The sequence below is a fragment of the Pseudomonas sp. HS-18 genome (assembly GCF_020401845.1).
GTDB lineage: Bacteria > Pseudomonadota > Gammaproteobacteria > Pseudomonadales > Pseudomonadaceae > Pseudomonas > Pseudomonas nitroreducens.
On sequence record NZ_CP084413.1, the window covers coordinates 1052015 to 1068080 of the forward strand.

The window sequence follows — 16066 nt, forward strand, 5'->3', positions numbered from 1 at the left end:
TCGCATGCGCAAGGGATTGATCGCTGCACTGCTGTTGCTGCCGGCATTGGCCCGCGCCGATGTGGTCGGTGAGGTGTCCACTGTTTTCAAATGGGTCGGGCCTAACGACAAGATCGTCGTTGAGGCTTTCGATGATCCCAAGGTGGAGGGTGTCAGTTGCTACCTGTCGCGAGCCAAGACTGGCGGTGTGAAGGGTGGTCTGGGACTGGCGGAAGATCGTGCCGAGGCATCGATCTCCTGTCGCCAGGTGGGGCCGATCCGCTTTGCGGGTGAGCTCAAGGACGGCGAGGTGGTGTTCCAGCAGCGTACCTCTCTGGTGTTCAAGACCATGCAGGTGGTGCGTTTCTTCGACAAGAAGCGCAATGCGCTGGTCTATCTGGTCTACAGCGACCGGGTGATCGAGGGCAGTCCGCAGAATGCGGTGACGGCGATCCCGATCATGCCGTGGCCTGAGAAGTAAGAAAGAAAAGGGCGGGTTGACCGCAAGCCGTTCGCTTAAGGTGTTGAAAGATCCCGGCCATTAGTGCCGGGATTTTTCTTTGTTTTTCTCATTAAAATCAGCAAGTTACTCCTGGCCATCTCTTTTGAAGTAAATGATGTCTTCGAAAGAAACGGTTCCCTTTGCCAAACCAAGCCTCATTGCGGGCGATTTCTTGTCCTTTGAGCCCAGAAGCACGTAGTTGTGGACTGTCCTGAAGATGTCCAGCAGCTTCTGGACTTGAACAGGGTTGTAAGGCGCATACCCATACCAGACCCGGCCAGCATTCGATTGGGACTTAATGCCTCGCTCAAGCATTGCCACCCGTCGCCGTACCCGATTGAAGAAGGAGTCAACGCCTTGCAGGCTGGCCTTGTTGTATAACGCCGCAGCGTGATCCGGGGCGTAATCCCCGAAATCAGTCAGATGGCAGAGCGCCTTCTCCGGCTCGTTCATGGTAGAGATAGGGTGGGTCACCCAACGATCCTTCCACTTGCCAATGGCCTGTGCAGCTTCAATCCGTTGTCGCATCAGGATCAGCGTCGCCTGATGTCGGTCGATGCCTGGATGCTCCGCTATGGTCTTAGCAACGGCCTTGTCGGATTGATGTTTCAGCCTGCGCTTCTCATCAACGGTCGTCGTTTTGCTGATCCTGACGTAGAACGCATCAGCGGTACGGTTCCGGATTTCATCCTGGAAGGCTGCCAAGCAAGCTGCCCGTATCCCTGAGTCCTGATCTAGGAAGAAGCGGATCTTGCCTACTTTACCGAACAGGTGGTGCAGGTACATGAAGTGGGCATACAGGGTGTATTCGGCATGCACCTGCATTCCCCGCTCCGGGAGTTTCTCCGACAACTCGGGCTGGTCAGGGCTTTCCACATCCTGCCGCTGCTCGGAGCTGGCATAGGTAATCTCAATGTCCTTCTCCAGGTTTCCCGAGCTGCGAGAGCGCGCAGTGGAGGCCATCGCCGCAATGTAGTCGGCTTCCATCCAGAGTCGCGCGTACTTGCGGTACGGGAACGGCAGTGAATCATCACCGACTTGCTTGGCGTCCTCTTCGACCGCAGCAGGATCAAGGCTCGGATCGAAATTTAGGTGGCTGGCGAAGACGTAGCCCGAAGCGTTGTCCGCCGTGGTGACGGCAGCAACCACCGTGTTGCGCTTGTCCGCCCTGCGAATCCAGTTGGTCAGGTACTCCTGCCGATCCACGCTCAGGTACAGGCGCTCGAAATCCTTCTCCCGAATCAGGGCCTCCCGGCTGCTCGAAAACGCCACACACTGCCGGTGGAGGAAGTTGATCTTGTCGTAAACGGTCTGCCCGCTGATGCCAACGAACTCGGCGATCCTCCGCAGAGGAACCTTGTTCACCAGGGCAGCGAAGATCACCTTGTTCTTGTGCGTCAGGCGCTGGCGGATGGTGGACTTGGTAGCTACTGCGAAGGTCTTCCCGCAAGCACGGCCATCCACCGAGCCCTTACAGAGATAGCGCTGGCTTCCAGACCGCGTGAGGCCATACGCCGAATAGAACCGCTTACCTTCGGAAACAGGGATTTGGTGATTGGAGCAATTGGCTACTGGGCAGGAAGCAACGGCGGGAGGGTCAAGGGCAGCCAGCATCCGGGATAATTCTTCGAAAACCCCTTTGTTGCTCTTGAGGGGGAAGCTCTCTCCGCATGCATTGCATTTAGCGACTGGAAAATTCCTTCCTGCCCCTGAAAGACGATAGGGGTTTGGCGTATCGCTGTTCGCCTTGGGCTTTTCTGCTATGGTTACGCCGAAATTTGTGCAAACCGGGCTTTTGCAGAAATTGACCTGAATCCCGCCATAGCTGGCTGGCGACCGCTGCTTGGCTGCGCGGGAAGGGGACTCCTCATGCCCACTGCCTACCTGCCTGAGGGAAGCCTCATGGCCATCGGAAGATATCTTCTGCAAGGTGCATACCCGAAATGATGAAGCGCATAGCCTCAGATAAGGCTATGCGCTCCAAAATTTCAACACCTTAAGCGAACGGCTTGGGTTGACCGCCCTTTCTTTTTGCCTGCAGAAAAACAGCCCTGTGGATAAGTGTCCGGCAAGCAAATCGCAGGCAATAAAAAACCGGCCCTGGGGCCGGTTTTTCAAGAACGGAACGCTTACGCAGTGGCCAGGGCCTTCACGTGGGCGTTCAGGCGGCTCTTGTGGCGAGCGGCCTTGTTCTTGTGGATGATGCCTTTGTCAGCCATGCGGTCGATGACCGGTACGGCAGCAACCAGAGCGGCCTGGGCCTTCGGCAGGTCCTTGGCGTCGACTGCTTTGACTACGTTCTTGATGTAGGTACGAACCATGGAACGCAGGCTGGCGTTGTGGCTGCGACGCTTCTCAGCCTGTTTGGCGCGTTTTTTGGCGGAAGGTGTGTTGGCCACCGTCGAGCTCCTCGAAAAAAACTTGGGATGTTGCGAATAAATTAAGGCCGCGAATAATGCCGTTGCATCAAGGCCTTGTCAAGGGTATGGGCAACCTCCGACGAGCGGTGCGACGGGCGCACACTGGCCGGTGGACGGGGTGATTTATTCGCACCACGGCCCTACACTGCTGCGCTTCGCCTGGCGCTCGAGCAGTCGCTCGAAGCCAGTGCCGCGCCCGGCAGGGGCGGCCATTCTACCTGTTTTGGACGCTATGAACCTACTCAAATCGCTGGCCGCGGTCAGCTCGATGACCATGATCTCGCGGGTGCTCGGCTTCGTGCGTGACACGATCGTCGCGCGCATGTTCGGCGCCGGCATGGCCACCGACGCCTTCTTCGTCGCCTTCAAGCTGCCCAACCTGCTGCGCCGCATATTCGCCGAGGGCGCCTTCTCCCAGGCTTTCGTGCCGATCCTGGCGGAGTACAAAACCCAGCAGGGCGAGGAGGCGACGCGCACCTTCATCGCCTATGTGTCCGGTCTGCTGACGCTGATTCTGGCGCTGGTCACCGCACTGGGAATGCTCGCTGCGCCCTGGGTGATCTGGGTGACGGCGCCCGGCTTCGTCGATTCGCCGGAGAAGTTCGAACTCACCAGCTCCCTGCTGCGGGTGACCTTCCCTTATATCCTGCTGATCTCGCTGGCCTCCCTGGCGGGGGCGATCCTCAATACCTGGAACCGCTTCTCGGTGCCGGCCTTCGTGCCGACCCTGCTGAACGTCAGCATGATCCTCTTCGCGCTGTTCCTGACGCCGTACTTCGACCCGCCGATCATGGCGCTGGGCTGGGCGGTACTGGCTGGCGGCCTGGCGCAGCTTCTTTATCAGCTGCCGCACCTGAAGAAGATCGGCATGCTGGTGCTGCCGCGCATCAACCTGCGCGATTCCGGCGTCTGGCGCGTGATGAAACAGATGGGGCCGGCGATCCTCGGTGTCTCGGTCAGCCAGATTTCGCTGATCATCAACACTATCTTCGCCTCGTTCCTGGTTGCCGGTTCCGTGTCCTGGATGTACTACGCGGATCGTCTGATGGAGCTGCCGTCCGGCGTGCTCGGCGTGGCGCTGGGCACCATCCTGCTGCCGTCGCTGGCCAAGACCTACGCCAGCGATGACCGTCACGAGTATTCGCGGCTGATGGACTGGGGCTTGCGCCTGTGCTTCCTGCTGGTGTTGCCGTGCTCCCTGGCACTGGCCGTGATCGCCGAGCCGCTGACCGTCGCGCTGTTCCAGTACGGCAAGTTCAGCGCCCACGACGCCCTGATGACCCAGCACGCGCTGATCGCTTATGCGGTCGGCCTGCTCGGCATCATCCTGGTGAAGGTGCTGGCGCCGGGCTTTTATGCGCGGCAGAACATCAAGACACCGGTGAAAATCGCTCTGTTCACCCTGGTTTCCACCCAACTGATGAACCTGGTGTTCATTGGCCCGCTCAAGCATGCGGGCCTGGCACTGGCCATCAGCCTGGCGGCCTGCCTGAATGCCGGGCTGCTGTTCTGGCAGTTGCGCAAGCAGCAACTGTTCGAGCCGCAGTCGGGCTGGGGCAAGTTCATCGGTAAATTAGTCGTAGCTGTACTGGTGATGTGCGCGGTGCTGATTGGCATGATGCACTTCATGCCGGCCTGGGATCAGGGCGGCATGCCGATTCGCCTGGTGCGCCTGGGTGCGCTGGTGGTGGCCGGTGTGGTCGCCTATTTCGGTATGCTGGCGCTTCTCGGCTTCCGCCTGCGGGACTTCTCCCGCCGCGCGGTGCTGTAGCCTTCGCCGGGCAAAGCATTGCATCCGTTTGCGGCGACGGCATTTTGCCTGTCGCGCGGCGGCGGGTGCGGGTATAATCGACCACTTTCTGAGCAATACGCGCGCTATGCAGCTGCTTCGAGGCCTTCACAACCTGCGGCCCCTGTCCGGGGGCTGTGTCGCCACCATCGGTAATTTCGACGGCGTCCATCTCGGCCACCAGGCGATCCTGGGGCGTCTGCGCGAGCGTTCGCTGGAGCTGGGCGTGCCCAGCTGCGTGGTGATCTTCGAGCCGCAGCCGCGCGAATATTTCGCGCCCGATGCCGCGCCGGTGCGCCTGAGCCGCCTGCGCGAGAAGCTCGAACTGCTGCGCCAGTACGGCGTCGACTTTGTCCTCTGCCTGGCGTTCAACCGCCGTCTGCGCGAGCTGTCGGCCGCCGAGTTCGTTCGCCAGGTGCTGGTGGAGGGCCTGCGCGTTCGCCATCTGGAAGTGGGCGATGATTTCCGCTTCGGCTGCGACCGTTCCGGCGACTTCGCCTTCCTGGTCAACGCCAGTGCGGAGCAGGGCTTCACCGTCGAAGCCGCGACCACCGTGGAAGTCGACGGCATGCGTGTGAGCAGCTCGCGTATCCGCAAGGACCTGGCCGACGGCGACCTGCACATGGTCGAGCGCCTGCTGGGGCGCCCGTATCGCCTGAGCGGCCGCGTGCTGCACGGGCAGAAGCTGGGGCGCACGCTGGGTTCGCCCACCGCGAACATCCAGCTCAAGCGCCGCAAGGCGCCGCTCAATGGCGTTTACCTGGTCAGCACGATGGTGGCTGGTCAGCGCCAGAACGGGGTTGCCAACATCGGCACCCGGCCGTCCGTGAATGGCGACGGTCGGCCCCATCTGGAAGTGCATCTGCTGGATTTCGCCGGCGATCTGTACGGCCAGCACCTGGATATCACGTTCCACCAGAAGCTGCGTGATGAGCAGCGTTTTGCCTCGCTCGAGGCACTCAAGGCGGCCATCCTCGCCGACATCGCCGCCGCCCGAGCCTACTGGCTGGGCCAACCGCTTGATTGAAGATCCTGAACAGGCCCTGAGATGACCGATTACAAAGCCACTCTGAACCTTCCCGAAACCGACTTCCCGATGAAAGCCGGCCTGCCGCAGCGCGAGCCGCAGACCCTGAAGCTCTGGAACGACATTGGCCTGTACCAGAAGCTGCGGAAGATTGGCGAAGGTCGCCCGAAATTCATCCTGCACGATGGCCCGCCCTACGCCAACGGCAGCATCCACATCGGTCACGCGGTCAACAAGATCCTCAAGGACATCATCGTCCGCTCCAAGACCCTGGCCGGCTACGACGCCCCTTATGTGCCGGGCTGGGATTGCCACGGCCTGCCGATCGAGCACAAGGTCGAGACCACCCACGGCAAGAACCTGCCGGCGGACAAGACCCGCGAACTGTGCCGTGAATACGCCGCCGAGCAGATCGAAGGGCAGAAGGCCGACTTCATCCGTCTGGGTGTGCTGGGTGACTGGGACAACCCCTACAAAACCATGAACTTCTCCAACGAGGCTGGCGAAATCCGCGCCCTCGCCGAGATGGTCAAGCAGGGCTTCGTGTTCAAGGGCCTGAAGCCGGTGAACTGGTGCTTCGACTGCGGTTCGGCCCTGGCCGAGGCGGAAGTCGAGTATGCCGACAAGAAGTCCGACGCCATCGACGTCGCCTTCCCGGTGGAAGACGAAGGCAAGCTGGCTGCCGCCTTCGGCCTGGCCAGCCTGCCCAAGCCGGCCGCCATCGTCATCTGGACCACCACCCCCTGGACCATTCCGGCCAACCAGGCGCTGAACGTTCACCCTGAATTCACCTACGCCCTGGTCGATACCGGCGAGCGCCTGCTGGTGCTGGCCGAGGAGCTGGTCGAGTCCTGCCTGCAGCGTTATGGCCTGGAAGGCAAGGTCATCGCTACCGCACAAGGCGAAGCGCTGGACCTGATCCGTTTCCGTCATCCGTTCTACGAGCGCCTGTCGCCGGTCTACCTGGCCGAGTACGTCGAACTGGGCGCCGGCACCGGCGTGGTTCACTCCGCCCCGGCCTACGGTGAGGACGACTTCCGTACCTGCAAGCAGTACGGCATGGTCAACGACGACATCCTCAGCCCGGTGCAGAGCAACGGCGTGTACGTGGCCGACCTGCCGTTCTTCGGCGGCCAGTTCATCTGGAAGGCCAACCCGAATATCGTCGCCAAGCTCGACGAAGTTGGCGCGCTGCTCAAGCACGCGGCCATCAACCACAGCTACATGCACTGCTGGCGCCACAAGACCCCGCTGATCTACCGCGCCACCGCGCAGTGGTTCGTCGGCATGGACAAGCAGCCGCAGACCGGCGCCACCCTGCGCGAGCGCGCGCTGGAAGCCATCACCCAGACCGAATTCGTGCCCAACTGGGGCCAGGCGCGCCTGCACGGCATGATCGCCGGCCGTCCGGACTGGTGCATCTCGCGCCAGCGCAACTGGGGCGTACCGATTCCGTTCTTCCTGCACAAGGCCACCGGCGAGCTGCACCCGCGCACCGTCGAACTGATGGAAGAAGTGGCCCTGCGCGTCGAGAAAGAGGGCATCGAAGCCTGGTTCAAGCTCGACGCCGCCGAACTGCTGGGCGATGAAGCCGCGCAGTACGACAAGATCAACGACACCCTGGACGTCTGGTTCGACTCCGGCACCACCCACTGGCACGTGCTGCGCGGCTCCCACGCCGAGCTGGGCCATGCCAGCGGTCCGGCCGCCGATCTCTACCTGGAAGGTTCCGACCAGCACCGCGGCTGGTTCCACTCGTCGCTGCTGACCGGCTGCGCGATCGACGGCCATGCGCCGTACCGCCAACTGCTGACCCACGGCTTCACCGTGGACGAGTCCGGCCGCAAGATGTCCAAGTCCCTGGGCAACACCGTGGTGCCGCAGACCGTGATCGACAGCATGGGCGCCGACATCCTGCGCCTGTGGGTTGCGTCCACCGACTACTCCGGTGAGATCGCCGTTTCCCAGCAGATCCTCCAGCGTAGCGCCGACGCCTACCGTCGTATCCGCAATACCACGCGCTTCCTGCTGTCCAACCTGTCCGGCTTCGACCCGGCCAAGGACCTGCTGCCCAACGACCAGCTGCTGGCCCTGGACCGCTGGGCCATCGACCGCGCGCTGCAGCTGCAGCGCGAGCTGGAAGAGGCCTACCGCGACTACCGCTTCTGGAACGTCTACTCCAAGGTGCACAACTTCTGCGTGCAGGAGCTGGGCGGCTTCTACCTGGACATCATCAAGGACCGCCAGTACACCACCCAGGCCAACAGCGTTGCCCGCCGTTCCTGCCAGACCGCGCTGTTCCACATCGCCGAGGCCCTGGTGCGCTGGATCGCGCCGATCATGGCCTTCACGGCCGAGGAAATCTGGAGCTTCATGCCGGGCGAGCGCGCCGAGTCGGTGATGCTGACCACCTGGTACGACGGTCTCGCGGAACTGCCGGCCGACGCCGAGCTGGATCGCGCCTACTGGGATGAAGTCATGGCTGCCAAGGCCGCCGTGAACAAGGAACTGGAGAACCTGCGCAGCGCCAAGACCATCGGCGGCAACCTGCAGGCCGAGATCACCCTCTACGCCGAAGACTCCCTGGCCAAGCGCCTGGAGAAGCTGGGCAACGAGCTGCGCTTCGTGCTGATTACCTCCGCCGCCACCGTCGCGCCGCTGTCCGCCGCGCCCGCCGATGCGGTAGCGAGTGAACTGCCGGGCCTGAAGCTGCAGGTGGTGAAGTCCTCCCACGCCAAGTGCGGCCGTTGCTGGCACTTCCGCGCGGATGTCGGCAGCAATGCCGCTCACCCGGAACTGTGCGGCCGCTGCGTCGAGAACATCGAAGGCGCGGGCGAGGTGCGTCACTATGCCTAACGCCGATCGCTTCGGTCGCCTGCCCTGGCTGTGGATCACCGTGCTGGTGTTCGTCCTGGATCAGGTCTCCAAGGCCTTCTTCCAGGCTGAGCTGACCATGTACCAGCAGATCGTGGTCATCCCCGACCTGTTCAGCTGGACCCTGGCCTACAACACCGGCGCCGCGTTCAGCTTCCTCGCCGACAGCTCCGGCTGGCAGCGCTGGCTGTTTGCCCTGATCGCCATCGTGGTCAGCGTCGTGCTGGTGGTCTGGCTCAAACGCCTCAAGCGCGGCGAGACCTGGCTGGCCATCGCCCTGGCCCTGGTACTGGGCGGCGCGCTGGGCAACCTGTACGACCGCATGGTCCTGGGCCACGTGGTGGACTTCATCCTCGTCCACTGGCAGGACCGCTGGCGCTTCCCGGCCTTCAACCTGGCCGACAGCGCCATCACCGTCGGCGCCATCATGCTGGCGCTGGACATGTTCAAATCGAAAAATTCCGGAGAGACCGCCAATGGTTGATGTCCGTATTGGTGGTGATTCCCAAGTCACCCTGCATTTCGCCCTGAAACTCGAAGACGGCAACGTCGTCGACAGCACCTTCGACAAGCAACCGGCCACCTTCAAGGTCGGTGACGGCAACCTGCTGCCGGGCTTCGAGCAGGCGCTGTTCGGCCTCAAGGCCGGCGATAAGCGCACCCTGACCATCGAACCGGAAGCGGGCTTCGGCCAGCCGAACCCGGCCAATGTGCAGGTGATGCCGCGCGACCAGTTCCAGGGCATGGAACTGGCCGAAGGCCTGCTGGTGATCTTCAACGATGCCGCCAAGACCGAGCTGCCGGGCGTCGTCAAAGAGTTCGACGAGCAACACGTCACCATCGACTTCAACCATCCGCTGGCTGGCAAAACGCTCGCCTTCGAAGTCGATATCATTGATGTGAAATCAGCCTGATCGTGCGGCCGGCCCGGATTCAGTGGGCCGTTTCGCATCAGGCGATGTATTCCTACCGGCCCCTCGTGGGCCGGCTTGCGTAGCACCCGAGGCCACCATGCAAATCAAACTCGCCAATCCCCGCGGCTTCTGCGCCGGCGTCGACCGGGCGATCGAGATCGTCAACCGCGCCCTCGACGTCTTCGGCCCGCCGATCTACGTGCGCCATGAAGTGGTGCACAACAAGTTCGTGGTGGAGAACCTGCGCAACCGCGGCGCGGTGTTCGTCGAGGAGCTGGACCAGGTACCGGACGACACCATCGTCATCTTCAGTGCCCACGGCGTTTCCCAGGCCGTGCGCAAGGAGGCCGAGAACCGCGGTCTGAAGGTCTTCGACGCGACCTGTCCGCTGGTGACCAAGGTGCACATGGAAGTCGTGCGCTACAGCCGTGACGGCCACGAGTGCATCCTGATCGGCCACGAAGGCCACCCTGAAGTCGAAGGCACCATGGGCCAGTACGACGCCTCCAATGGTGGCGCCATCTACCTGGTGGAAGACGAGGAAGACGTCGCCGCGCTGGAAGTGCGCAATCCCGAAGCGCTGCATTTCGTCACCCAGACCACCCTATCGATGGACGACACCTCCAAGGTCATCGATGCCCTGCGCGCGAAATTCCCGCACATCCAGGGCCCACGCAAGAACGACATCTGCTACGCCACCCAGAACCGCCAGGACGCGGTGAAGGAACTGGCCGACCAGTGCGACCTGGTGCTGGTGGTCGGCAGCCCGAACAGCTCCAACTCCAACCGCCTGCGTGAGCTGGCCGAGCGCATGGGTACCCCCGGTTACCTGATCGACGGCGCCGAGGACATGCAGAGGGAATGGTTCGACGGCGTGCAACGCATCGGCATCACCGCCGGCGCCTCGGCTCCGGAAGTGCTGGTACGCGGCGTGATCCAGCAACTGCGCGACTGGGGCGCGGAGCCCGAGGTGGAGCTGGATGGGCGGGAGGAGAACATTACCTTCTCGATGCCCAAGGAGTTGCGCGTCAAGGCGCTCTGAGCCAGGGCCAAAGTCCGGACAAGAAAAAGCCCGATCAACTGATCGGGCTTTTTTTCAACTGGTGAAAATTAGCGCCAGCATTCGGCAGCGGCAGCCGATCCGCTAGATCCCTTGACGCCCAAGGCATTGAGAGTGAGGGTCGTGCACTGACTGTCTGAAGTCTGCGGTGCGCGCCGAGGGGTTGCGGTCAGCAGGTAGCCACCGCTGTTGGAAGCGGTGGTGCTGAGGGTCAAGGTGTAGAGCCCGGTATCGGACTGCACGCTGGCTGAAGTACCGGTTCCGCTGCTGTTACGCATATTGAGTTTGCTCAGGTCATCGGTATAGGCATTGTTCTGCGCGAAGTAGCGCTCCTGGCGGGTGGCCGCGTCATTGAGAAGCGCCTGTGCCTCGGTGCGGTTTCCGCGCAGGACGTATTGCTGATAACTGGGGTAGGCGATCGCCGCCAGGACCGCGATGATCGCCACGGTGATCATCATCTCGATCAGCGTGAAGCCACGTTGCACTCTCATGAATACTGCCTCTTATCAATTGCTCTGCGGAATCACGCGCCAGGATTGGCGTCCCGTGGATTCGGGGCCGAAGTTGACTTTCATGGGGGCTCCATCCGACGTGAAGCGCAGGTCGCCCGATAGCGCCGAGCCGCCGGCCGGTGTCTTGTAGCCACTGACGACGCTGCTGTTGGTTCCGTTGACATAGGCGTCACCACTGTCGATCTTCGAGTTCTGGTTGAAGTCGAACACGTTGAAGCTGGAGCGGCCGCCGGTGTACGGATCGATACCGTAGGACCAGCCTTCCACCCCCGCCTGACAAACGTCCAGGTTCGGTGTGCGGGTATTGACGAAGAGTACCTGGCCACGGGCGGCCATTTCATCCACTACCCGTTCACCCACCAGTGCCGAACTGGACGTTCCGACGCGCCAATCCAGGTACCAACCGCTCTTGGTGGTCCAGTTCACGGCTTCCTGGCTCAGCAGGCGAATGTCCTGGCTGACCGAGCCCGAGGTATCCGGGTTGCTGAAGCTGGCACCGTTGACCTGCGAAGTGAAGGTTTGCGCCTGCAGATTGCCGCGGTTCAGCGATGGTGTGTTGGCGGCGGCCTCGCCAGCCGTCTGCTTGTCCCAGATGCCATACAGCGACTGCACCTGGAAGGGCGATACCTTGTCCGTGCTTCCCAGGTAGCGGCCGGTGCCGAACATGACCAGATAGCCGGTCATGGACGGATGACGTACCAGTGACGGAGCTGCCGTGATCGGCTGGCCCAGCGCGGCACTGGTGGTCCCGTCCTTGGCGCTGTAGAGCGGCGAGCCGCCGAACGATACCTTGAACGTGGAGGCGTTGACGTTGGTGCTGGCGAACGGCGTGCTGGAGCTGGTATCGAGCAGGTCGAAGCGCCACAGGTTACCTTGCATGTCGCCGGCGTAGGCGTAGTCGATGATGCCGTCGCCGTTGTTGTCTGCGCCGCGGATGCTCGACAGGCCGTTGGTGCCTGCCGCACCTTGCGCGACCAGGGTGCTTAGCACGGCGCCGGTCTTGATGTTCAGGACGAACATGACCGCCTTGCCGCTACCGTTGTTGGCGCTGTTATAGCCGTTGGGGATCAGTACGCCCCATTGGCCGCTGTGCAGCCGGGCAACCACCGGCGTCGGGATGCTGAACCCCATGTTGCTCAGCGTGGTGTTGGTGGTGTCCTTGGTCGCCGCGGTTTCTTCGCTGAACTCCCAGAGCAGCGAGATGTTCGCCGGATCGGTGATGTCCAGAGCGAATACCGATCTGCCGCCGGCTCCCAGGTTGCCGATCAGCACGGTGTGCCAGTCGTCGTCAAAGTACACGTCGCGTACGGTAAGGGCGCCGTCCACGTACCAGCGGTGTTGCGAGGCCGTGTAATCGCGGCTGCTCAGATACTGCAGGTTGGGTATGACGGCGCGTGGGACGTAGGCGAAGACTTCACTGCCGTTGTCATCGAAGACGTGGAGCATGCCGTCGTTGGCGCCCACATAGATGCGCTTCGCGCGGTCCTTCTTGGCCGCAATGAAAGCCTGGTACTTCGCGTTACCGCCATCGATGGCGCCGGCGAGATAGGCCAGGTACTGCGCGCCGGAAACCACCGCAACGCTGGAGTTGACGATATCGCCGAGCAACGAGTCGCGGCGACGATAATCGGTTCCTTCACCGGTGCGCGAACCCAGTACATAGTTGAGCTGGCCCTGCGTCAGGGTGCTTTGCAGCGACGTGCCGTTATAGGAGAGACCTGCCAGGTTGGCATAGGTCAGGTCAACCAGCGACCCTGAACTTCCCTTGAACTTGATGGTGCGGCTGGAAGGTACGCTGGCGTGCCAGTTGACCGTGCGGTTGCCGTCCACCGGACTCACGGTTTCCTTGATGAGGTCGCCGGACCAGTCTTCAACCTTGAAGTTGGTGCGATAGACGGAACGGTCGTCGGACACTGACGCGCCGGCCTGCATGCGATCCACCGTGGGAGCCGAGACGGAGCTGTTGCGTTGATAGATATCGTTGAAGGCCTTGTTGAGCTGGTCTTTCAGCGTCAGGGCGTTGGTGACGAGGAAGTAGTTGTCCGGCACGCCGTCGCCATCGGCGTCGGGGTTGGCTGCCGTGGTACCGTATTTCGCCGCATACCACAGCGGGTTCTGCAGGAAGGTCGCCGCCGGATTGCCGGAAATGTCGAAGGTGCGGCTGGAGTTCAGCGCCGTCAGAGTACAAGCCGCCGGCTTGGTGCCACTGACGTTGCAGTAGCCCGGAATCTGGTTGGCGGGCGTATCGAGCTTATAAGCGACGTTCAAACCGCTCTGGTCTTTGACTTCCAGATAGATGCCGTCGTGGGTGGTGCCCGAGATGACATACCCCATGTGTTGGTCGATGCCGCCGGCCGCATACTCGGAAGTCATGTTGATGACCAGCTTGCCCTGAGCATTGACCAGCAGTTCGTAGACGGAGATGGCATCCATGTCATGGTCGGCACCTTGTTCCACATCCTCGTAGTTGATGCGGAACTTGGCGTACGGACGGCCACCGTTGACGTTTGCATCGCAGTCGGTCACGACGCTGGGCGCGCCGCCGTTACAAGCCGGTGCGGTGTTGGCGAAGGTTTCGACGTAGTAGTCGACGATCTGGTCGGTGGGCTGGAAGGCGCCGTTGGGGTCGATGCTGCTGCCGCCTACCGATTTGGCAAAAGGCACCACCGTGATGGTGCTGGTCGTGCCCGAGACGGTGACCGGGAACTTGATGGTGGGCAGCGGAGAGGCGAGCGCCACGGTGTAGGTCAGGACTTTCTTGGTGCCGCCAATGGCGGTGCGAGCGCCGTAATGAGCGACTGCGGCCGAGTAGTAGGTACCTTGCTTGCTCGGCTCTTCCGGTGCCAGGCCGCGGACGGTTGAAAGGTTGCTCACGGCCTTGGGGGTGGGCGCACTGTCTGCAACGCCATTGGACTCACCGATGAAGATGTTGCGGGTGCCGCCACCCTCCTTGGTCCAGATGGCGTCCGCTTCGGTGGAAACGTTCAGCCCCGACAACGGGCCGCTGCTGGGTGCGCTGACCTCGGTGGAGAAGTTGCTGCCCGGCAGTTTGAAGTCATAGGAGGGGTTGATGTCGCTGATGACGGTCATCGCCGGCACCGAACACAGCGGATAGCCATCGGTGGCGCTGGCGGAGGAGCGGTAGGGCGGCGTCCAGGTGCCGACGCGCGGTAGGCCGAGATCGGCGTCCTTGCTGCTGCCGGTGCCGTAATCGTAGGTGCTGGTTGGAGCGGTGGCGCCGGAGAAGTAGCGCAACGTCTCGTACATCATCTCGCCAATCGGGTTACCCCACATGTAGCAGGTATCGTTCTGGGTGATGGGCCGCGTGGTGATCCAGCCGCAACCATACGATTGGCTGTTGTAGTTGAAATCGATGATGCGCAGTTTGTTGATGGTCGCCACGATACCGTTGGTCACGGCGTCGGTGTTGGTGCAGATGTTGGTGCCCGAGGAACAGAACTGGCCGGTGCTGGCGTTGTATTCCTTGACGAAGCTCTGGATCTTGCTGCGTAGCACGCCACCGCTGATGTTCTTCTGGAACGAGCCGGTGAGCAGGCCAAAGTACATCTTGTTGCTGGCACCGTAGTCATGAAGGATGCCGGTGGGTTTGACGCCGCTCTGGCCGTAGGCGGTGCAGTTGCTTTCGCGCAGCGTGGCGTCGGAGGGGCAGGCCACGACCTTGATGTTGCGATCGGTCATGGCGCTGGTGCCGGATGCCGGAGTCTTCCAGTAGAGATAGAAGCTGGCATCGCCACCGTTTTCCTCATGACGATATTTGATGGTGTAGGCCTGGCCTGCTGTCAGGTAAATCGAGCCGGTGGTGCCGTTGCCGCCAGCGCCGGTGGCACCGTGGTCGCCATAGGCGGAGGCGATCACGGTGCCGTTGAGTTGGAATTCCACTGCGTCATCACCATCGACCGAGAATTCGTAGGTTCCGGTCATCGATGGCGTCAGCGTGCCTGTGATCTGGGTGTGGAATGCATCCTGAGTGCAGTTGTTGTTGTTCCTGCCGGTCCAGGGGTTGGTGAAGTTCTGTCCGGTATTGAAGTTGCTGAAGGGCAGGGTGCCGCTGCCACAAAGTGTGCTGCTGCCGCTATTGGTGGCGTTGAACAGCGTGTCCATCTGGGATTTGTTGGTGGACGTGGCGGTACTGTCCTTCCAGATGCTCCAGGTGAGATTGGAAAGCTGATCGGCGGGTACCAGTGCCCAGGAGTTGCTGGGCCCTCCGCTGGTACAGGTTACGGTAGCGCCTGAGCTGTTCACGCAATCCGTGCCCGCTACCGGACGCTCTTTGGAAACCCAGTTCCAGATGCGGAAGGTCGTGTTGGTCAGGGTCCGCAACTGGGGAATGCCGGTGTCCTGCGTCAGCGAGGTCACGGCGAACAGGTGGCGGTAACCGGGAGCGGGTTGGGAGAGCGGTGTATAGCTGCTGATCAGGTAGCCATCGTGCGCCTGGTTCAGGTACTCCTTACCCCAGGTGTGCGCATCCTGCGGGATGTAGGACGCCTGCAGTACGGTGGAACTCGTGGTGTCTTCCACCCGGAAACCGCCGTAGAGCACCTTGCGCAGTGCGTCCATGCGGGAGGTGGCCAGATAGTTGAGGAAGTCGCCACTCCACTTGCCGGTGCACTGCTTGTTGGTGGTCGCCACCGAGGGGACGAACTTGCCGTCTGAATAGTCGTAGCAGGCATACGAGTTGAAATACCCGTAGTAATCGATGCCGCCATTGGCCTTGCTCAGATAGCCCTTGTATCCCACGTCGAGGATACCGTCGCCATTGAGGTCGGAAGCATCGTTGTAAGCCTCGTAGTAGAGCTTGTGATCACGTCCCATCACCAGCATGTTCAAGGGCGGCACCGAGTCGTTGACGAACACCGGTGTGTTGGAAATGTCGACGTCCGCATGTACTACGCCGCAAGCGAGCAACAGGCCGAGCAGGGCGGCCGAACGCGCGTTGGCCGAAAAACAGGTCGGGTTCTTCATATCTGG

At 61.9% G+C, this 16066-nt stretch carries 11 protein-coding genes; 7 read left to right on the forward strand and 4 right to left on the reverse strand.

Features of this window, described 5'->3' with window-relative positions:
- Nucleotides 1-4: 4 nt before the first annotated feature.
- A complete protein-coding gene (locus LDJ84_RS04970; protein WP_226045986.1) occupies nucleotides 5-460 on the forward strand; it encodes a CreA family protein in 456 nt (151 codons plus the stop codon).
- Nucleotides 461-565: 105 nt separating this feature from the next.
- On the opposite strand, the gene LDJ84_RS04975 is transcribed toward LDJ84_RS04970, so the two are convergent.
- Together LDJ84_RS04975 and rpsT are read right to left on the reverse strand one after the other, a co-directional pair.
- Nucleotides 566-2410, reverse strand: a complete 1845-nt coding sequence (locus LDJ84_RS04975; RefSeq protein ID WP_226045987.1) for a hypothetical protein — start codon at nucleotides 2408-2410, stop codon at nucleotides 566-568.
- Between the two features lie 200 nt (nucleotides 2411-2610).
- A complete protein-coding gene (gene rpsT, locus LDJ84_RS04980; protein ID WP_009617555.1) occupies nucleotides 2611-2880 on the reverse strand; it encodes a 30S ribosomal protein S20 in 270 nt (89 codons plus the stop codon).
- Nucleotides 2881-3133: 253 nt separating this feature from the next.
- Between rpsT and murJ the strand changes: the two genes are divergently transcribed.
- The 6 genes from murJ (at nucleotide 3134) to ispH (ending at nucleotide 10547) form a co-directional block, all read left to right on the forward strand.
- Complete coding sequence (murJ, locus tag LDJ84_RS04985) at nucleotides 3134-4672, forward strand: murein biosynthesis integral membrane protein MurJ (RefSeq protein WP_226045988.1); 1539 nt, start codon at nucleotides 3134-3136, stop codon at nucleotides 4670-4672.
- 106 nt (nucleotides 4673-4778) lie between these two features.
- Nucleotides 4779-5717, forward strand: coding sequence for a bifunctional riboflavin kinase/FAD synthetase (gene ribF, locus LDJ84_RS04990; protein WP_205339098.1), 939 nt, complete (start codon nucleotides 4779-4781; stop codon nucleotides 5715-5717).
- Between the two features lie 21 nt (nucleotides 5718-5738).
- Nucleotides 5739-8573 carry an isoleucine--tRNA ligase gene (gene ileS, locus LDJ84_RS04995; RefSeq protein WP_226045989.1) on the forward strand — a complete coding sequence of 945 codons (2835 nt, stop codon included), beginning with the start codon at nucleotides 5739-5741 and terminating at the stop codon, nucleotides 8571-8573.
- The gene (gene lspA, locus LDJ84_RS05000; protein ID WP_226045990.1) at nucleotides 8566-9075 is read left to right on the forward strand and encodes a signal peptidase II; all 510 of its coding nucleotides are present in this window, start codon (nucleotides 8566-8568) and stop codon (nucleotides 9073-9075) included. Before ileS ends, lspA begins: the two co-directional genes overlap by 8 nt.
- Nucleotides 9068-9505, forward strand: a complete 438-nt coding sequence (gene fkpB / locus LDJ84_RS05005; RefSeq protein WP_226045991.1) for an FKBP-type peptidyl-prolyl cis-trans isomerase — start codon at nucleotides 9068-9070, stop codon at nucleotides 9503-9505. Before lspA ends, fkpB begins: the two co-directional genes overlap by 8 nt.
- 97 nt (nucleotides 9506-9602) lie before the next feature.
- A complete protein-coding gene (gene ispH / locus LDJ84_RS05010) occupies nucleotides 9603-10547 on the forward strand; it encodes a 4-hydroxy-3-methylbut-2-enyl diphosphate reductase (protein ID WP_065084220.1) in 945 nt (314 codons plus the stop codon).
- A 68-nt stretch (nucleotides 10548-10615) separates the two neighbouring features.
- Here the strand turns inward: ispH and LDJ84_RS05015 are convergent, their stop codons facing one another.
- Together LDJ84_RS05015 and LDJ84_RS05020 are read right to left on the reverse strand one after the other, a co-directional pair.
- Entirely contained in the window at nucleotides 10616-11056 is a 441-nt protein-coding gene (locus LDJ84_RS05015; protein ID WP_226045992.1) for a type IV pilin protein, read from the reverse strand.
- Nucleotides 11057-11071: 15 nt separating this feature from the next.
- Nucleotides 11072-16060, reverse strand: coding sequence for a PilC/PilY family type IV pilus protein (locus LDJ84_RS05020; RefSeq protein WP_226045993.1), 4989 nt, complete (start codon nucleotides 16058-16060; stop codon nucleotides 11072-11074).
- Nucleotides 16061-16066 lie beyond the last annotated feature (6 nt).